The organism is Photobacterium salinisoli (assembly GCF_003614885.1).
In the GTDB taxonomy this organism is placed as follows: domain Bacteria; phylum Pseudomonadota; class Gammaproteobacteria; order Enterobacterales; family Vibrionaceae; genus Photobacterium; species Photobacterium salinisoli.
In genome coordinates this window covers 500,920-519,821 of record NZ_QZMS01000007.1, presented here as the reverse complement: position 1 = coordinate 519,821, position 18,902 = coordinate 500,920, and the positions used below count along the sequence as shown (strand labels likewise).

At 49.1% G+C, this 18,902-nt stretch carries 22 protein-coding genes; 11 read left to right on the top strand and 11 right to left on the bottom strand.

The window, feature by feature from the left end; all coding sequences use genetic code 11:
• Positions 1–198: 198 nt before the first annotated feature.
• From xapA to D6M16_RS03090, 4 genes are all read left to right on the top strand, one after another.
• The gene (xapA, locus tag D6M16_RS03105) at positions 199–1,029 is read left to right on the top strand and encodes a xanthosine phosphorylase (RefSeq protein WP_120510526.1); all 831 of its coding nucleotides are present in this window, start codon (positions 199–201) and stop codon (positions 1,027–1,029) included.
• 158 nt (positions 1,030–1,187) lie between these two features.
• Positions 1,188–2,123, top strand: coding sequence for a DMT family transporter (locus tag D6M16_RS03100; protein WP_120510525.1), 936 nt, complete (start codon positions 1,188–1,190; stop codon positions 2,121–2,123).
• A 239-nt stretch (positions 2,124–2,362) separates the two neighbouring features.
• Positions 2,363–3,694 carry a DUF2252 family protein gene (locus D6M16_RS03095; RefSeq protein ID WP_120510524.1) on the top strand — a complete coding sequence of 444 codons (1,332 nt, stop codon included), beginning with the start codon at positions 2,363–2,365 and terminating at the stop codon, positions 3,692–3,694.
• 97 nt (positions 3,695–3,791) lie between these two features.
• Positions 3,792–4,496, top strand: coding sequence for an SDR family NAD(P)-dependent oxidoreductase (locus tag D6M16_RS03090; RefSeq protein WP_120510523.1), 705 nt, complete (start codon positions 3,792–3,794; stop codon positions 4,494–4,496).
• On the opposite strand, the gene D6M16_RS03085 is transcribed toward D6M16_RS03090, so the two are convergent.
• The 7 genes from D6M16_RS03085 to D6M16_RS03055 form a co-directional block, all read right to left on the bottom strand.
• Positions 4,483–4,635 (bottom strand): DUF2256 domain-containing protein, encoded by a 153-nt coding sequence (locus D6M16_RS03085; protein ID WP_120511849.1) that lies wholly within the window; start codon positions 4,633–4,635, stop codon positions 4,483–4,485. The two genes, D6M16_RS03090 and D6M16_RS03085, sit on opposite strands and share 14 nt — an antisense overlap.
• Before the next feature lie 132 nt (positions 4,636–4,767).
• A complete protein-coding gene (locus D6M16_RS03080) occupies positions 4,768–5,529 on the bottom strand; it encodes a metallophosphoesterase (protein WP_162940907.1) in 762 nt (253 codons plus the stop codon).
• Between the two features lie 121 nt (positions 5,530–5,650).
• The gene (locus tag D6M16_RS03075; RefSeq protein WP_120510521.1) at positions 5,651–5,971 is read right to left on the bottom strand and encodes a DUF7709 family protein; all 321 of its coding nucleotides are present in this window, start codon (positions 5,969–5,971) and stop codon (positions 5,651–5,653) included.
• A 69-nt stretch (positions 5,972–6,040) separates the two neighbouring features.
• On the bottom strand, positions 6,041–6,571 hold the full coding sequence (locus D6M16_RS03070) for a cytochrome b (RefSeq protein ID WP_120510520.1): 531 nt from the start codon (positions 6,569–6,571) through the stop codon (positions 6,041–6,043).
• Between the two features lie 158 nt (positions 6,572–6,729).
• Positions 6,730–6,987: a putative hemolysin gene (locus D6M16_RS03065; protein ID WP_120510519.1), complete on the bottom strand. Its 258-nt coding sequence runs from the start codon at positions 6,985–6,987 to the stop codon at positions 6,730–6,732.
• Between the two features lie 199 nt (positions 6,988–7,186).
• Complete coding sequence (locus tag D6M16_RS03060) at positions 7,187–7,510, bottom strand: hypothetical protein (protein WP_120510518.1); 324 nt, start codon at positions 7,508–7,510, stop codon at positions 7,187–7,189.
• Positions 7,511–7,535: 25 nt separating this feature from the next.
• The gene (locus tag D6M16_RS03055; protein ID WP_120510517.1) at positions 7,536–7,895 is read right to left on the bottom strand and encodes a hypothetical protein; all 360 of its coding nucleotides are present in this window, start codon (positions 7,893–7,895) and stop codon (positions 7,536–7,538) included.
• A gap of 189 nt (positions 7,896–8,084) precedes the next feature.
• Here D6M16_RS03055 and D6M16_RS22140 point away from each other — a divergent pair, with 189 nt between their 5' ends.
• Positions 8,085–8,261 carry a hypothetical protein gene (locus D6M16_RS22140; protein ID WP_162940906.1) on the top strand — a complete coding sequence of 59 codons (177 nt, stop codon included), beginning with the start codon at positions 8,085–8,087 and terminating at the stop codon, positions 8,259–8,261.
• 295 nt (positions 8,262–8,556) lie between these two features.
• Here the strand turns inward: D6M16_RS22140 and D6M16_RS03050 are convergent, their stop codons facing one another.
• The 3 genes from D6M16_RS03050 to D6M16_RS03040 are packed head-to-tail and all read right to left on the bottom strand — an operon-like array spanning position 8,557 to position 11,115.
• Complete coding sequence (locus D6M16_RS03050) at positions 8,557–8,682, bottom strand: DUF2474 domain-containing protein (RefSeq protein ID WP_120510516.1); 126 nt, start codon at positions 8,680–8,682, stop codon at positions 8,557–8,559.
• 17 nt (positions 8,683–8,699) lie between these two features.
• A complete protein-coding gene (cydB, locus tag D6M16_RS03045; protein WP_120510515.1) occupies positions 8,700–9,707 on the bottom strand; it encodes a cytochrome d ubiquinol oxidase subunit II in 1,008 nt (335 codons plus the stop codon).
• A 40-nt stretch (positions 9,708–9,747) separates the two neighbouring features.
• Entirely contained in the window at positions 9,748–11,115 is a 1,368-nt protein-coding gene (locus D6M16_RS03040; RefSeq protein WP_120510514.1) for a cytochrome ubiquinol oxidase subunit I, read from the bottom strand.
• A 150-nt stretch (positions 11,116–11,265) separates the two neighbouring features.
• Between D6M16_RS03040 and D6M16_RS03035 the strand changes: the two genes are divergently transcribed.
• From D6M16_RS03035 to fdhD, 5 genes are all read left to right on the top strand, one after another.
• Complete coding sequence (locus tag D6M16_RS03035; RefSeq protein WP_120510513.1) at positions 11,266–12,687, top strand: aminotransferase-like domain-containing protein; 1,422 nt, start codon at positions 11,266–11,268, stop codon at positions 12,685–12,687.
• Between the two features lie 286 nt (positions 12,688–12,973).
• The gene (katG, locus tag D6M16_RS03030; protein ID WP_120510512.1) at positions 12,974–15,184 is read left to right on the top strand and encodes a catalase/peroxidase HPI; all 2,211 of its coding nucleotides are present in this window, start codon (positions 12,974–12,976) and stop codon (positions 15,182–15,184) included.
• Positions 15,185–15,477: 293 nt separating this feature from the next.
• Positions 15,478–15,690 carry a hypothetical protein gene (locus D6M16_RS03025; RefSeq protein WP_120510511.1) on the top strand — a complete coding sequence of 71 codons (213 nt, stop codon included), beginning with the start codon at positions 15,478–15,480 and terminating at the stop codon, positions 15,688–15,690.
• Between the two features lie 147 nt (positions 15,691–15,837).
• On the top strand, positions 15,838–16,428 hold the full coding sequence (gene mobA, locus D6M16_RS03020) for a molybdenum cofactor guanylyltransferase MobA (RefSeq protein ID WP_120510510.1): 591 nt from the start codon (positions 15,838–15,840) through the stop codon (positions 16,426–16,428).
• 172 nt (positions 16,429–16,600) lie between these two features.
• Positions 16,601–17,452, top strand: coding sequence for a formate dehydrogenase accessory sulfurtransferase FdhD (gene fdhD / locus D6M16_RS03015; protein WP_120510509.1), 852 nt, complete (start codon positions 16,601–16,603; stop codon positions 17,450–17,452).
• Between the two features lie 53 nt (positions 17,453–17,505).
• On the opposite strand, the gene D6M16_RS03010 is transcribed toward fdhD, so the two are convergent.
• The gene (locus D6M16_RS03010; RefSeq protein WP_120510508.1) at positions 17,506–18,015 is read right to left on the bottom strand and encodes a hypothetical protein; all 510 of its coding nucleotides are present in this window, start codon (positions 18,013–18,015) and stop codon (positions 17,506–17,508) included.
• A 496-nt stretch (positions 18,016–18,511) separates the two neighbouring features.
• On the opposite strand from D6M16_RS03010, the gene D6M16_RS03005 reads away from it, so the two are divergent.
• Positions 18,512–18,874 carry an adenosine deaminase gene (locus D6M16_RS03005; protein WP_120510507.1) on the top strand — a complete coding sequence of 121 codons (363 nt, stop codon included), beginning with the start codon at positions 18,512–18,514 and terminating at the stop codon, positions 18,872–18,874.
• Positions 18,875–18,902: the final 28 nt, after the last annotated feature.

Below are 18,902 nucleotides of genomic sequence, written 5' to 3'. Positions count from 1 at the left end.
AGCAGCGATACAACTTTTTCAACGTAATACGCTGGCTCCATGTCATGCCTTTTAGCCTCTTACTTTTCATCCCTGGCAGGCGTTGTTCTTTTTTCAAAACAAATACCGCCATTTTAACGACATTTCACAGACAAATGATCGACTACATTGGCGTTATCAGCAAGCTGCACTTCAGTGCCATTACCCAAGGACACAGACATGACCATAGATCCTGTTAACAATGCACTCGATACCATCTATGCCCGTAAGCCAGGTTTCAAACCTCAAGCCGCTTTTATTCTTGGCTCCGGCCTCGGTGTACTGGCCGATGAACTGGACGATCGCGTCGTTATTCCTTACCAAGAGCTGGATGGCTTCCCAATCAGTACCGTTGAAGGCCATTCCGGCGAACTGGTACTGGGTAAAATGTTTGGTATAGATGTGGTTTGCATGAAAGGCCGCGGACATTTTTATGAACACCAGACCATGAAAGTGATGACTAACCCGGTACGTACTTTCAAACGACTGGGCTGCGAATTCATGCTGGTCACCAACGCGGCAGGATCATTACAGCCTGAGCGCATAGGCGTCGGCTCGCTGGTGATCTTCAGTGACCACATCAACACCATGCCAGACTCACCGATGACCGGACCGAACGATCCTGCTTACGGCCCGCGTTTCTTCAGTCTGGCCAATGCTTATGACAAAACATTGCGTGAAGAAGCCAAAACAGTAGCGGCAGCAGAGAAGATTGAGGTCAACGAAGGGGTATTCGTTTCTTACACCGGCCCGAACTTCGAAACGGCGGCTGAGATCCGGATGATGCAAATCATGGGCGGTGATGTAGTCGGCATGTCAGTGGTGCCTGAAGTGATCGCTGCAGCTCACTGCGGTCTGCCGGTTCTGGCTATCTGCGCCATTACCAATATGGCTGAAGGACTTGGCGATGTGGCATTGTCACACGAACAGACTCTGAGCTGCGCCAAACTTGCAGAGCATGACTTTATCCAACTGATTAAAGCCTTCATCAAGCATCATTTCAGTCAATAAGTTGTAATTTTACAACAAACAGACTGATAGAGATCACAACTGGCAACTAATATTGCCAGTTTTTTATTTAACTTTCGGGTCAAACTTTCTTGTCTTGTGGGTCAGGTTTTGGTTAAATGCTCTGGTTTTCGAGTTAATCTTAGTCATAGAGAAGTTGAATGTTGTCATTGAACCAAATTTCACACCTGAAGTTATTTTTCTTCACTGTGCTGATTAGCCTGTCATTCCCGATTGGTAGCTATATTATGGCTTCCATGGATCCACTCGTGGTGACTTGGGTACGTTACCTGCTGGCCAGCCTGCTGTTTGTCGGGATTCTGGTTGCTAAAAGACAGTTCCGTATCCCCTCCGCGAAAGATCTGGGCCGATACACGCTGATCAGCTTGCCGGCACTGGGCTATTTTGTTGCCATGTTTATTGCTCTGCGCGACACCAGCCCGCTGGACGCCAGTGCCCTGTATACAACTGTGCCGTTAATGAGCGCCATTCTGGCTGCGTTCGTGTTCAAGCGCAGCACCTCAATGTCTGTCACGCTTGCTTTACTGGGCGGTATGCTGGGTGCCGGTCTGATTATTTTCCGTGGCGATCTGAGTGCTGCTGGCTCTATCGCGATGACAGCCTCTAACAAAATTTATCTGCTGGGCTGTCTGGGTATGGCGCTTAATCCGATCATTGTCAAAAAGTGCTACAGAGGCGAATCCTTCGTCCACCTGACCTGCTGGACACTGATCTGCGCAACAGGCTTACTGACCATCGCCACAGCACCTCAGCTGGTGCAAGTGCAATGGACGCAAATTCCTGCTGATATTTGGCTGGGTATCGGGTATCTGGCGGTGTTCGCCACAGCTATCAGTTTCTTCCTGTTCCAGCAAGGCAGCGTCGCGCTGGCCCCTGAACAGGTATCGGCCTACACCTATCTGATCCCTGTACTGGTACTGCTGGTTAACCGATTCAGCGGTAATCTGGTTCCCTGGGAAGAAGTCAGCTATGGCGTGGTCACTGTCTTGTTATCAATGACGGTCATGATCCGCCGCGGCTCGCCTGCTGCACAGGCAGCGGTTGCCAAACCAGAACAAGAAGCGCTGGCAAAATAGTCTCAAGTCATCAAAAAAATACCGCCCGAGTAACTCGGGCGGTATTTTTATATCAAAGAAAACAGGCCGATATCTCTACTGCCGGCTGCCTTGTAACCCACCCGCTGCTGACCCAGTCTCAACACAGCAAAATGCAACCGGCATCTGCTTATTGAGTACAAACCTGCCCCCTTTAGCTAGATTTCTTTTGATCATCAACAATACTGGTAAGGGTATAGCCACCAAACCAGAAGATGATTATGACAACCCGACGCGAGTTTCTGTGCCAACAAATCTGTCTTATTGACGGCGTCGCCCCCAACGCCGCGATGGCGCTCAACAAACACCAGAAAATGGCCTGGAGCCCGTTCCAGTTCTTTCGCGGCACAGCACAGCTGTTTTATGCCGATCTTGCTCAGGGGATGTTGGTACTGCCCGACTTATTGCTGGCCAAACCCGGCCAGACTTTCATCATGGGTGACTGCCACCTGACTAACTTTGGCTTTCTGACCGAAGAAGGATCACAAAGCGATCAGGTTATCTTCTCTCCTAACGATTTTGATGATGCCTGTGTCGGGTATGGTGTCTGGGATCTGGCCCGCTACCTGACCAGTCTGGCACTGGCCAGCGATTTCGGCTGCGGGTTACTGGAAGGACGCTATCTCACAGACGAGCTGGCTATCGACGACGATTTAAACGCCGTCAATAAGGACGACATCCACCAGGCCTGTGGGGCATTTCTGTCGGCTTACTTAAAAACACTGCAGCATGTCATCGAGGACAACAATGCCAGATACAATGTCCTGAAAAAATTCGATGATGATCATGTACTTGATAAATATTGTCGCAAAGCCATGAAGCGAGCTGCTGGCGGGAAGGATTTTCTGAGCAAAAGCCAGTTAGCCAAATCCACCACTTTTGAAAGTGGCAGGCTGCGTTTTGCTGACAAGCCGTTAAAATACCAGCGAATCGAGACGACTGAGTATGAGGAGGCGGAAACAACATTCCGGCCGTATCTGGATGATGAGATACTGGATATTGTGATCCGCCTTGATGCCGGAACTGGCTCGAACAATGTCGGGCGTTATTATTTTCTGGTTGGCCCAAATGACGTCAGAAGTATAGACGACTTGCCCCTGTGCCATATTGTGGAAGTGAAACAACAACGCCAGGCTGCCCCCATATTCGCTTTCCCTGATATCAATCCTGTCAACTCGCTCAATCCGGCTCATCTGACCGCTGACTGCCAGCGGTTCATGCAGCGACAACCGGATTTATTGCTTGATGAGGTTATCTGGCGGGATAAACACTGGCTGGTTCGCTCACGGCATCATGCTCGTTTGTCGGTCAAACCCGAAGATCTGGTTTTAAATGACAAAGATCCCTGCACTGCCTTTTGCCAATACGCCTCTGCCTGTGGCGAGGCATTGGCGCTGGCCCATTCGCGCGGCGACAGGCGCTCAGTGCGTTTCGAACATTTCATGGTCGAAAGCCTGCCCGGTAACGAGGACGCGTTAATCACCGCCTGCCAGCAATACAGTGAACAGGTGATTGAAGATTATAAAATCCATTGTGCGCTGCTCGAAAAATAAAGGTTCGTCTTTCTCCCTCAGCGCCCCGTTCTGTCTCTTGCGCTGTCAGGCAACAATCATCACCAAACGATATAACAACCAGTGAAGGAAAGCGGTTATGGATATCTTAGTCACAGGCGGAACCGGCGGCATTGGTCATGCGATGGTAGAAAGACTCAGCCAGCTTGACTCAGTGAATGTCCATGCTGTTTGGCATAGCACACCACCGCCAGTGCTTTCTTGCCCCGTCCAATGGCACCGTGCCGACATCACTGACGAAAAAGACGTCTCCGAGCTCGCCCGCAAGTTGGAGCGAGTAGACTGGATCATTAATACGGCAGGCAAATTACACTCGGCAACCATTAAACCCGAAAAGAATCTGCAACAATTTGAAGCCGCGGCCTTTGAGGAGATGATTCGCGTTAATACCTTACCGACATTATTACTGGCGAAGCATTTCACCAACGCATTCAAACACAGCCCTTCTCCTCGGCTGGCTGTCTTATCAGCCCGGGTTGGCAGTATCAGCGATAACCGGCTGGGCGGCTGGTACAGCTACCGCTGTGCCAAAGCTGCACTCAATATGGCAGTTAAATCGATTAGTATTGAATGGCAACGCACAATACCCAAAAGTTGTGTCGTCGCACTCCATCCCGGCACGACTGATACACCACTGTCTAAACCATTCCAGCACAATGTGCCTGCAGGTAAACTGTTCACTTCACACCGTGTAGCCAATGACCTGATAACTATCATTCAATCGCTGACACCTGCTCAGACCGGCCAGTTTCTGGCTTACGACGGCACTGTCATTGATTGGTAATTTTCTGCTTGCGTTTATTGCGACGACAGCGCTCAGAACAGTATTTCACCTCTTCCCAGCAACGTGCCCATTTCTTGCGCCAGCTAAACGGCCTATGACAATGAAGACACATTTTTGAAGGTAAATTGTCACCTGCCATAATCCCCCCAAAGCACCGGAGCATCTCAACATGATTCACTCTCTCTTCACCAATATTCCGGCTCAGTGAATTTGACCATTTTTGTGAAAACTGACGCCATATTTCGCTCGCTGAGTTGAACGATCGTGCATGTTAAATCCACAGTAAGCCATCGGTCGATTGTTCCCGCAGGAAAGAATAGGCCTGAAACAGTTCCAGCACTTCACCTCCCCGGCGGTATTTCAGTAACAGCCCTCTGTCTCCCATTGACATGCCGCCATCAATATACACCCGGTTACCACTGACTTTAGGTTTCAGCCCAGACACTATGTTGTGCCCCATCAACACCGCGTCAATATGAGCGACAACACTGTGTTCATCATGGGTGAAAATAGCCCGATCCCAGACAGAATGATGCTGCTCTTCTTTGCTCAGAGTCTGCTCGTTACAGCACTGTGTGAACTGTTGCCAGTCATAAGGCGCAGGTACGGCTGCGTGGACAAGGCCAATTCGGTGGCCGTTAATTTGCAGGGTATAACAAAGGGGTAAGCCCGCCGCGAAATCCAGCATTTTTCTGACATCAGCAATAGCAACATCTTGATGCCAGCGGCCGCCATTCATGATCCATAAAGATCTATCGGCATTATCTTTCATCGCGTTCAGCGCCATTTGTTCATGGTTGCCCTGAATGGCATAAATGGCCGGGCAATTCTGCACGGCTTTCAATAACGCCAGTGATTCCGGGCCTCGATCTATCATATCGCCCAGAATAAACAATCTGTCTCGCACTTCACCATCAAGCGGGTAACGAAACCCCACCTCCTTCAGAACATCTTGCAGCAGCGCATACTGTCCGTGTGGATCAGACAGAAAATATATGTCGTAATGGGGGTCGAGCTGAAGGTATTCGTGCATGGAGCCGCCCGGAATCATTGCCTATTCTTAACTTAAGTTTAGCAAGGGACAATGTTGCCGGGCAGAATGCTTGCTTTGTCTTTTCTTTACTCAAATGTCAAATCGTTACTTTTCTCGCCTTTTAGCCAGCCAGGTATTGCTTGGCTTTTAAACCGACGAAGCGGCGACCCGGGTTTGCTCCGTTAACCCACTCATCAGGACTAAAGAGATCAAATAATCCGACTTTTATCAATGTAGGGATTGCCAGCTCCAGCTCTTTCTCGATGATTCCCCGCTGACCCGCATTATAAAGCTCAATGTTATGCAGCATAGTCGCGACGGTTCCGGTCTGTACCTTGCTGCCATCTTTGAGTGTCACCGCAGGCAGGTTTTCCCCGTCTGCGACGACTTTCTGATTAATGGCTCCGAGCTGCTCTGTGTTTTCCAAAATAGGTGCTGACATCATTCTCTCCACAGGTATTTGGTATGAGAATGATTGTACAACAAAGCAACTGATTTCATAAACAGTCCGTTAACGCCACATGCGCGCCAGTACATCCTGATGGCTTTTACGGATACGATGCCAGAACGCCATCACAATGTGTCCAAGCGTGAAGGCTAAAAGCAGCCAGGCCAGCTCTCCGTGCAGCAGATTGCCCAGCCCAACCATCCACTCAATTTTTGCGCTTTCAAACCCGTCCATTAGGGGAATTCCGAAAGGCGAAAAGGCACGGCCAGAACCATACTGTCTGATCAGTGCCAGAGTAGGAATGACTATCATCAGTGCATATAAGGCTTTATGACCCAGTGCAGCGAGTCGGCTGATTGAAGCGGGCCGGCGCGACACATTAAGCACCGTCCACACAAGGCGTAAAGTAATGATGATTAGCAGCAGAAAACCCAGCGGCTTATGCGTTGCCCACATCAGCTCATCCAGCCACGAATCTTCAAGCAATGCGTGTGTAGCTGCGGTCATAAACTGCCAGAGCAGTAATAATGCCACCCCCCAATGTAAAAACCGGCTTATCACACCATAGCGCTGAGCATTATCCAGAACTGACATAACATTATCCTTATTACTTCCTAATAAGCACTTTAGACGCTGATCTGCAGAAAAATTTCCCGTGAAAGTGGCACATTTACATTTACTTACGTAAACGAACCTGAAGGGATCAGCGCAGATAAAAAAAGCCACGCTAATCACGTGGCCCTGATTCAAGTTTACATTGCTTCTGCTTCTGAAACCTGAGGATGGTTATCACGGAAATATTGCCATTGCTCAACGCGACGTCCGTCAGACAGAATACAGTAAGTCACTCGCTTGCCATCTTCTGTCACCATGTCCAGCTTGCCACCCTTCTGAACACAATACACGGCAGCCGGGTTTGCGGATCCAACCGGTTCGCTCGCTGGCTGACTCACACACCCAAACAGCAAAGAGGCTGCCGCCATTGAAACGAATACATACGCTTTATTCATTCTTATCTCCAATTGATACGCTTTATTATGGCTACCAGTATAAAGACAATAAGCCACATCATGTCTTGCTCTTGTTAAAACTCATGTAACCGGCAATGACTGACATCCAGACGATGAATAAATCCCTAGCTCTGCTGAGTGAAAGTATCTTATCGCTGTTTACCGCAACCAAAAGCAATCGCTGAACGCAGACAACCTTTCAGCCAATATAATTAACCAGTGATGCCAACATAATGCATGACAATAACAAACCTGCCCATCCCAACCTGACAGTCACGTCTTGTGAGAAACGGGTATTCCAGTCAGGAAATAAAATGGCGCAAAGCGATGATGCAGGCAGTAGTTCAAAAATAAAGCCTGCGCGTTTGATATGCGGGGGAAAGTGAGCAGAAAAATAAATATAAGCCGTAATATAAAAAACAACCAGTAGCAAAGAAAGCAATGCATCAAAATAAACGACATCATCTTTATTGCAATAAAAATATGATGTCACCAGACACAGCGCTATTATTGTTAATATCATTGTTATCTCTTGCGTTGCTTAGTGATCATTTCGACGCTTTGCGTAATGCTTTCAACGCTTCACTTTCAAGATCCCGGGCTTTGCCGGATACCCCGAGCATACATACAATGGCAACCATCATGATCACAAGGTTTACCGCGCTCTCTGCCACAAACAACATACATAAGGTGTTGATTAACCCCACCAACGCGATGGCTGTTGTTTGATAAGCGATCGATTTTACCTGCCTGATGGCTTTTTCCTCAGATTCGGCAACAACGGTATCTGACACAAGGGTCACAGAAGCCGCTTTGCATGCTTCAAACTGAAGGTTAAGCTCATCATCGCTGACTTTTTCACTCGCCGAGTATTGATGACCGTCCTTCATCACAAAGTAAGTATTCATTATCACTCCTGATCGGGTTGGGAAATACACCAACAGGCCCTTCCGCCTGACTGGATTGTCAATGTGTAGGCGGCAATTAAATGAAACATATGTAATATTCCTGCGTCAGCGCAGATTTCAGATCACTGATTTGCTAAAACACTATCGCGTGTATATACATTGTATATGTGCGTGTAATAGTGAGCCGGCATGGTTAGTCGCAAGAAATCCAAAGCAACGAAGAAAGACAGCCAGTTAATCATCAGAATTAATGGTGAGGAGCGTGACGCCTTTGTTGTTTTATGCGAAGAAATGGATACCAGCGCCGCACGTGAAGTGCGACGTTTCATCCGTCAGTTTGTGAAAGAAAATTCGCATCCTCAGTGACCAGCGGCTTATCACATGCATGTGGCCAGGTTGATAGGTTAGGTGAAAGCAGTTCCTTTCATGTCAGCCATTTTTCCTCAAACGTTATTTAAACCGGAGAATGAAAATGGCAAAAGTGTCCAAAAAAGCAAAGAAACTGAAGAAAGAAATTAAAGTGCGCAAAGCAAAAGTTGCCAAGCACGAAGGCAAACTTAAAAAACTGAAGAAAAAACTGAAGAAAGCCTGATTTTTCAGTGAAAATAAATCCGATGACGACGCGTCATCGGATTTTTTGGTTATTCGAGCTGTGATTCGCTTACACGGTTAAACCTGCAGCTGTCATCAGCGCACGAAACAGCCAGGAGATAGCGGTTAAAGCTGCCACACTCATGCTCCAGATCAGCACCAGCCAACCGTATTGTTTCACCGTATCTGTCATCATTTTCCTCTTTGCTCCTGTCAGTGATAGCTTTCCTGCGGATCCACTTTGCCGCTGAACACTGTGTAGCTCCAAAAGGTATACAGCAGAATGAAGGGAATAATGAACAAGGCACCGACCAGCATAAATCCCTGACTTTGGGGCGGAGATGCTGCCTGCCAGATTGACACGTCCGGTGGAATAATATTCGGCCATAAGCTGATACCCAGCCCGCTGAACCCCAGAAAAATGATCCCCAGAGAAACCACAAACGGCTGAACCTCAAGGCGTTTTTTCACTGATGTGACTAACAGTGTAGCCAGAAACGCAGTCAGAATCGGCACAGGGGCAAAATAGATTAAATTCGGCAAACTGAACCATCGCGCAGCAATATCCGGGTGCGCCAAGGGAGTCCACACACTGACAACCCCAATGACGGCCAACAGTTGCAACAGCAGTTTTGGTGCCAGCCGGTACATCGTTGCTTGTAACTCTCCTTCTGTTTTCATGGTCAGCCAGGTACATCCCAGTAATGCGTAGGCAATCACCAGTCCCAGACCGCAAAACAGCGGAAACGGTGCCAGCCAGTCGAATCCCCCCCCTGCAAACTGCCTGCCCTCAACCGGAAACCCTTCTACGACGGCACCAACCACAACCCCCTGACAGAAGGTAGCCACCAGCGAACCTGCCATAAAGGCTTTATCCCAGAATCCCAGATGTGAAGGCAATGCTTTAAAGCGGAACTCAAACGCCACCCCTCTGAAAATAAGCGCAATCAGCATGACAGTTAATGGGATTGTCAGGGCATCAATAATCACCGCATAAGCCAGTGGAAAAGCTCCTAATAAGCTGGCTCCACCCAATACCAGCCAGGTTTCATTGCCATCCCAGACTGGCGCCACTGAATTCACCATGACATCTTTTTGTTCATCACTTTTGACCAGAGGCATCAAAATACCGATCCCCAGATCAAAGCCATCCATAGTGATATACATCAGCGTGGCAAACACAATAATGCCAAACCACAGTATCGATAAATCCACACCCATCGCTGTGTTTCTCCTTCTTAATCATTCAAACATTCAGGAATTAAATCCGACCGGACACTGTCGGCAAATCATGGGCAACCTCTTCCTCACCCGGCTGCGGCCCTTTCTGAATCTGATGGACCATGTAGTAATAACCAAATCCAAATACCAGGCTGTACACCACAAAGAACGTCATCAGGCTGATACTCATATGCAAGTCGCCATGGGAAGACACGGCGGCATCCGTTCTCAGCAGCCCGTGAACCACCCAAGGCTGACGCCCTACTTCCGTGGTGATCCAGCCCGCCAGAATGGCAATCAGCCCGGCAGGCCCCATCCAGAGAGAAAACGTCAGGAATCCTTTATGCTGATACAGCCTGTTTTTCTTGCGCAACCACACACTGACCAGTCCCTGCCCAATCATCAGCAACCCCAAAGCCACCATGATGCGAAATGACCAGAAGATCAGTGGCGAGTACGGACGTTCATCTGCCGGAAAATCCTTTAACGCCGGAATGGGCTCGGTCAGGCTGTGCTTGAGAATCAGGCTCGCCATGGCAGGGATCTCAATCGCATAATCGGTGCGCTCTGCCTCCATGTTCGGCCAGCCGAACAGAATCAGCGGCGTCGGTTCTCCGGTGCTGTTATCCCAGTGTCCTTCAATCGCTGCGATTTTGGCTGGCTGATACTTCAGGGTATTGAGTCCATGTAAATCGCCGATAAATGCCTGAATGGGCGCTACCAACACCAGCATCCACATCGACATAGAAAACATAGTCCGCACCGCACTGCTCTGATTGCCCTTCAGCAGATGCCATGCCGCTGACGCACCGACAAACAGCGCACAGCTGAGAAAAGCTGCCACGCCCATATGCATCAACCGATACGGAAATGACGGGTTAAAGATCACCGCAAACCAGTCAACGGGAACCACTTGTCCGTCAATGATTTCATGGCCCTGCGGCGTATGCATCCAGCTGTTCGACGCCAGAATCCAGAACGTTGAAATAATAGTGCCGAGCGCCACCATGCAGGTCGCAAAGAAGTGCAAATTATCCCCTACACGCTTCCAGCCAAACAGCATCACGCCCAGAAAGCCGGCTTCGAGGAAAAATGCGGTCAGCACCTCGTAGGTCAGTAACGGCCCGGTAATACTGCCGGCAAACTCAGAAAAACCACTCCAGTTTGTGCCAAACTGGTAAGCCATGACTAACCCGGAAACCACACCCATACCGAAGTTCACAGCAAAAATTTTTGACCAGAAGTGGTACAGCGTTTTGTAATCTTCCTGACGGGTTTTCAACCAAAGACCTTCCAGTACCGCGAGATAGCTGGCCAACCCAATGGTGATGGCTGGAAAAATGATGTGAAAAGAAACGGTAAATGCAAACTGAATTCGCGCGAGCATGAACGCATCAAGTCCAAACATAAGCTTCCTATTGAGACATTGAAAAGTACGCTTATATTGAAAGAACCTGACTGAAAAAAAAGATACAGAACCAAACTTAAAACCTATAACAGTTTTATTAAAAAATTGTTATATTTTCAGTAAATTCAGCCACGGGATCTGAGGCTAAGATTGGCGAAATATGAACAGTTGGCGTCTCAAATCCGCCATCAAATTGAATCGGGTATCTGGCGTGCCGGTGAAAAAATGCCCTCACTCCGCCAGCAGGCAGCGCACTCTGGCATGAGTCTGATGACCGTCATGCATGCTTATCAGCAACTGGAATCTCAGGGCTGGCTGCTCGCGCATCCCCGTTCCGGTTATACCGTGACCGAAAATATTCGGATCAGCCCCCTGCCTCACAACGCTGCAGTCGAAACAGCCGAGGCGGTCGATATCAACAGTTTCATATTCGATGTGCTGCAAGCCAGCAGAAAGCCCTATATGGTCAACTTTGCTTTTGCCTACCCGGATCCCAACCTGTATCCACGACATCAGGTGAATAAATCCCTGATGCATGCCGCCCGAAACCTGCCGGTTTCCAATGCACTGGACAACCTACCACCGGGCAATGACACACTGCGTACCATGATTGCGCAGCGTTACGCTGCCAAAGGTATCCGTATTGTCCCGGATGAAATTGTGATCACCGCTGGTGCGCTCGAAGCGCTGAATCTGAGCCTGCAGGCAGTGACCCGCCCCGGCGACTGGGTGGTGGTGGAATCTCCGACATTTTATGGTGCGCTTCAGTCGCTGGAGCGTTTCGGGCTGAAAGCGCTGTCTGTCAGAACAGATCCCAGGACCGGCATTGATCTTGATTCGCTTGAACGAGCGCTCCAGTCTCATCCGGTCAAGGCCTGCTGGCTGATGACCAATCACCAAAACCCGCTCGGGTTCACACTGACGGCGCAAAAAAAGCGGCAGTTAATATCACTGCTGAAAAAGTATCAGGTTGCGCTCATTGAAGATGATGTTTACAGCGAACTCTACGCCGGGAATGAGCAACCCCTTCCGGCCAAAGCCTTTGATGACAGCGGAGATGTGATGCTGTGTTCATCCTTTTCCAAATCATTGGTCGCCGGTTTCAGAATCGGCTGGGTGGCCGCCGGAAAACGGGCCACAGACATTCAAAAGCTTCAACTGATGAGTACCCTGACCACCAGCGTACCAATTCAGCTCGCACTGGTTGATTACCTCAGTACCCGGAACTACGAGCACCACCTGAGACAGCTGAGACGAACCTTAGACAAACGTAAAAGAGCCATGTGCAGGCTACTTACACAAACGCTTTCCCATGCTGTCGACATTGAGCCTGCGCAAGGCAGTTATTTTGTCTGGCTGCGATTACCCGCTACCTCAGACACCATGGCCATTTACACGCAGGCGCTGGCAGAAAACATTACGATCGCACCGGGTAAGATGTTTTCGCCCGGCAAGCAATTTAACCACTGCCTCCGGCTGAATACTTCTTTTGAACTGGATGAAAGGCACACAGATGCCATTCGACGTCTGGCAGAGATCATTCATCAACATCTGGCACAGCAACATAAATAGCTTGATGACTCTGCCGCCGGCTTTGGTTATCTGACACGTCGATGAACATATGACAGCGTCACGTTACCGGGAAATTTTCCACCACTCATATCCTTAGATAACCAACAGCACGGATTACCTGCGCCATAGGATGGTCCCCCTCACTTGGCACCATCCTCTGCACTCTATTGAAAAAACCGATTGTAGTCATTGATAAAAACGTCTTTATTCGATTGCCAGTCGGTCTATATTGAAGTGTGTAACTGAGACAGACCTACACCCTACACTAATTCTCAAGGAGCAATGTATGAGCAACGGCAAAGGTACCACTACGGGTGGATGCCCAGTAATGCATGGCAGCAATACCAACCTTCGCGGCGCAGGGACCAGAAACGAAGATTGGTGGCCCAATCAGCTGAACCTCAAAATCCTCCATCAGAACGACAAAAAGTCAAACCCTCTGGGTGAAGATTTCAACTACGCCGAAGAATTCAAAAAACTCGACCTCAAAGCCGTTAAACAAGATATTGAGAATGTGCTGACCGACTCTCAGGACTGGTGGCCAGCTGACTACGGGCACTATGGCCCGCTCATGATACGTATGGCCTGGCACGCAGCGGGCACCTACCGTACCGGCGACGGCCGTGGCGGCGCATCCACCGGGAATCAGCGTTTCGCGCCATTGAACAGCTGGCCGGATAACGGCAACCTGGATAAAGCCCGCCGTCTGCTGTGGCCGGTGAAACAAAAATACGGCAACAAACTCTCCTGGGCCGATCTCTTTATCCTTACCGGCAACGTTGCCCTTGAATCCATGGGGTTCAAGACCTTTGGTTTTGGCGGCGGACGTGCCGATATCTGGGAGCCAGAAGAAGATATCTACTGGGGTACTGAAGACGTCTGGCTCGATAACAAACGTTACAGCGGCGAACGTGATTTGGAAAACCCGCTGGCCGCTGTGCAGATGGGCCTGATTTACGTTAATCCGGAAGGACCAGACGGCAACCCTGACCCGTTGGGATCCGGCCGCGATGTTCGCGAAACCTTCGCCCGAATGGCGATGAACGATTATGAAACCGTCGCGCTGACGGCAGGTGGACACACCTTTGGTAAATGTCATGGTGCCGGTGATGCAGCGCTGGTTGGCCCTGATCCGGAAGCGGCGCCTATCGAGCAAATGGGCCTTGGCTGGAAAAACGCCCACGGCAGCGGTAAAGGCCGCGACTCAATCACCAGTGGACTGGAAGGTGCCTGGACGCCGACCCCGACCAAGTGGGACAACACCTATTTCGAAATGCTGCTGGGTAATGAGTGGGAACTGACCAAAAGCCCGGCCGGTGCCAACCAATGGAAAGTGAAAAACGTTACGGATAAAAACCAGGCGCCCGATCCGGAAGATGCTTCTAAACGCGTCAATATCATGATGACAACGGCGGATATGTCGATGCGTGAAGATCCTGAATATCGCAAGATTTCAGAACACTTCCGCGCCAATCCTGAAGAATTTGCCGATGCCTTTGCCCGGGCATGGTTCAAACTGACTCACCGTGATATGGGCCCCAAAGCGCGCTATCTTGGTCCTGAAGTACCGGCAGAAGATCTGATTTGGCAAGATCCGGTGCCAGCCGTCGATCACGATCTGATCAATGACAGTGATATTGCTGCACTGAAGCAAACCATTCTCAACTCTGGCTTAAGCGTGACAGAGCTGGTGTACACTGCCTGGTCGTCAGCCGCGACGTTCCGTGGTTCTGACTGCCGCGGTGGGGCAAATGGCGCCCGTATCCGCCTGGCACCACAGAATAACTGGGAAGTGAACCAACCCGGACAATTGAAAAAAGTACTGAGCACTTTTGAAGGCATTCAAAAAGACTTCAATTCAGCGCAATCCGGTAACAAAGCCGTGTCACTGGCTGATTTGATTGTTCTTGGTGGTGTGGCCGCGGTTGAGAAAGCCGCAAAAGATGCAGGCTTCAGCGTGAATGTACCTTTTTCACCGGGCCGTACCGACGCCACCGACGATCAGACAGATGCAGAATCGTTCGACGTGCTCGAACCTGTTGCTGATGGTTTCCGTAATTATATGAAAACCAAATACACGGTTTCTGCCGAAGAAATGCTGCTGGACCGTGCCCAACTACTCACCCTGACTGCACCGGAAATGACAGTGCTGCTCGGCGGTATGCGCGCCCTGAATGCCAACTTCGGAGGTTCGAAACACGGTGTTCTCACCGACAAACCGGGCGTACTGACCAACGACTTCTTTGTCAATCTGCTGGATATGAACACCGAGTGGCAACCTACCTCGGAAGCGGCTGATGAGTTCGAAGGCCGTGACAGGAAAACAGATCAGGTGAAATGGACGGCAACCCGCGTGGATCTGGTCTTCGGCGCCAATTCACAACTGCGCGCTATCTCGGAAGTGTATGGCGGCAGTGATGGACAGGAGAAGTTCGTTAACGACTTTGTCAGCGCCTGGACAAAAGTCATGAACGCTGATCGTTTTGATCTGAAATAACTCTGAATCTCCCCCCCTCCCTATCCTGGGAGGGGGGAGATTTTATCTTCAGAGACTTAACGTCATACCCAGATAAACACCTTCTCGTTTTCCAGATTTTTTCTCAGACACTTCCCTGCAAGCCAGTACCAACAAGTCTCCCCCTCTCCGGCTTTCCTGTTGAGCAGAAAGTCAGAAATCCAAATAAACCTGTCATATACTTCAGAGAATAAAACGTAAAAACCTCAAACTGACTATAGGGGTTAATGCTCTGAAAGATGCATTTTCTGTAATTTAGACGATAGAAGAGGCTTATGATGATTGTAGGATATGCGAAATTTTCTAAAAGACACCCTTACTTTCATATTTTTCTCATTTCATCTCTCACTCTGGCCTTTTTAATTTCCGCTTTTATACTGATTGAATATGAAACCATTGAAATGGCTGCAGTGATTATTTTCATTGGCAGTACCTTGCCCTTTTTTGCTAAAGCGTCTAAATACAAACAGCAATATTTGTCTGATTAACCAAATGGCTTCAGCAATCATGTACCGAACTCAGGTGCTGAGCGCCAGACGAATCAACTGTCAGGCGATGCATCGGTCTCCTTTATTGGACTGACACGCAAAAACGTTATATTTTTTAGGGGTATTTTTTACCAGGCCGCTCTCACCATGACACTCACTCCCCCATCCTTTTCCGTACTCCTTCTTGCCGGCGGACAGGGTTCCCGAATGGGAGGCAAAGACAAGGGGTTGGTTTCCTTTCGCGGCAGGCCGTTAATTGCCAGCCTGTTTGACGTTGTCAGGCCGCTGACAGATGACCTGCTCATCTCCTGCAACCGCAACACCGATCAGTACGCCCGTTACTGCGACCATATACTGACAGACGATATCTCCGGCTTTCCCGGCCCGTTAACCGGCATTCTGAAAGGACTGGCTGCGGCAAAACACGACTGGCTGCTGCTGTTTCCCTGCGATGCACCCATGATAGACCAATCCCTTGTGCGTCAGCTTCTGGATGCCGCCTCTGCCGACATGCCGCGGCCCGCCATGATTCGACAGGGCAGCCAGTGGCAACCTATGTTCAGCCTGATCCCCAAACGTCTGCTTCCTGCATTGCAACAGGCCTGGCATTCAGGTGAGCGCAGCCTGATGGCGATTCTCACCCGCCATCAGGTGGTGGCCGTCGACTGCGCGCTGAACGATCCCCGGCTGCAAAACATCAATACTGCGCAGCAGTTACTTGATTTACATCATGATTAAGCATGGCCGCTTTTCTCTGAGATTCGAAGACTTATAGCACCACCAGAAACAGAACAGCAGCAAAGCGCAAAAGTCGCGCTTATCAGTCCATCAAAACAAGCCATTGGACTTCCGCCGGGCTGTTGAGTAGCCTGTTTAATATCTGCATTTAACACCAACATCAGGCAACAAGATGAACGACATTGATAACCAGCAATCTGAAATCACGGATGTGAATGCCGCTCCGCCTTCGCCTGATGCATTCCGCTATGTTGAGCTGCACGATGACATTGAGCCTGGTGGCACTCCAATCTCAGACAGTGCCGTATTAGCCTGCGAAACCGCACTGTCGATCAGCTATAACGGCATCAGTCAGGCGGTGATGATGGTGACACCGGGCAATATTGAAGATTTCGTCAAAGGCTTCAGTCTGAGCAATGACATTGTCCGTTCAGTAGGTGAAATTTACGAGATCACCCTGACCGCCGGATGCGATTCGCATCATGCCGAGGTGGAAATTTCTAACCGGGCTTTCTGGTCGCTGAAAAACCACCGTCGGCAACTGGCGGGCACCAGCGGTTGCGGGATCTGTGGTGTGGAAGCCATCGAACAGGCACTGCCGCCTTTAACACCACTCACGCCTGTCCCGCCACCTCAAGCCAGCCTGCTGCACAATTTACGTGCGCGGATCAGTGAAGCGCAGGAAGTCGCCCGCAGCAGTGGCGCACTGCACGCCGCGTTATACGTCGATGCCGCAGGAGACATTCAACTCTGCCGGGAAGACATCGGCCGGCATAACGCACTGGACAAACTGATCGGCGCCATGGCAACCGCCCGCATCAATCCGCAATCCGGCTTCGCCGTCATGACCAGCCGGTGCAGTCTGGAGCTGATCCAGAAGGCAGTCCGCGCCAAAATCAGCACCCTGGTAACCTTATCCGCCCCCACCGCCATGACAGTGCGCTGGGCACGACACAATAATCTGAATTTAATCCATTTACCGCACCGCAGTGCGCCGAGGTTGTATAGTGGTAAAGGCATTTAAGTCATCAGCGCAATTATGCTCTCTTACAGAGAAATATCAGCCATGCGGGGAAGCTAGTCCTTTACCTCATAAGTTTTCCGCCATACTCTCACTTGTTTCACTTGCGATGCGTCGCCGTAAAAAGTGAAGGCATATTTTTTCGCAGCTTCGTTGGGCACGATGAACTCAATCTGAAGCCCGTTTGACAGGGTATGAGAAAAGCCGTCTTTATCAATAGTCAGTAAAGCGCCTTCTTCACTCAGCCCTGTGATTTTCACCGGCTTGTGATGACGATTTTTGAAGCTGAGTTCGACAACCGTCTGATTCGAATCTTTCTTAGGAGACAAGCTCAACAAATCAATGTCGATATACTCAAGTGTCTCTTTTTCATTCGTCACGACAATGGAGCCATCGGAACTTTCTGTCGCGCTTCTTCCCTCTTTGAAACCCTCAGTGACACCACTTGAGATTTCTTTCGTAAATTTCACAAGTCCCTTTGTCATATCACTAATAGTGTCTTTAACTTCGGCATGAGCACTCATTGCGGAAAACCCAAGAATGATCAGTAACGTTAGTTTTTTCATTTTCCTTTAATCCTTTGATGCCAACTGACAAGTATCATTGCTTTAATCCGGCCACAGCCCCCAGCCGTTAACTCCCAGTACAGAATAGTACAACATGCGACCTGCAGACATGGAATATGAAGCAACACTCCTCCGATGAAACTAAACATTCCGGCTTTCCGGACAAAATCAAATGTATTTCAAACAGTACCAGCCTAGAAATCCACCTTCAATGAAACCAAAAACCGCACTCTGACTGAACATCAAAGATATTCTTTATTCGAATAATATAATACCTTAAAGGAAGATACAGACTCTAAAGAGCAATGTGAAACTTAGGATGATATGAAGACACATTTGAATATTGTATCTTTGCAATAAACAGATTTAATTTTAATTAAAAAATCAACACAAATATTTAACAAAATAAAAAACACCCCATGTCAGATTATTGTCAAATACAAAATTAAATGTATAATCTTCGCGCTTATTATCATTATTATCTATTGGATATCTCATGCAAGTATTGAAAAGCCTAGTTATTGCAGGTGCGGCACTGACTGCTGTTGGTTGTTCAACAATTTTGACTGACGAAAATCAGCGCATTAATGTTGTGTCTTCTTCTGGTAAGAAATTCACCGTGGAAGTTGATGGCATCGAGCAAACTGCGCCGGGCATTATCACAGTGAAGAAAGAAAATAAAAACAAAACGCTGAAAGTAACTTCAGAACAATGTGAGCAGCAAATCGCACTGAACAAAGAAGTTGAGCCTACTTTCTTTGTGAACATCCTGTCTGGTGGTGCATTCGGCTCAACAACCGACTTCGCTTCTGAAAAGATGTGGCGTTACCAGGATACCCTGCAAATTAACTGTAACTAAGTTTCAGCTAACCATGCAGTTTGATGAA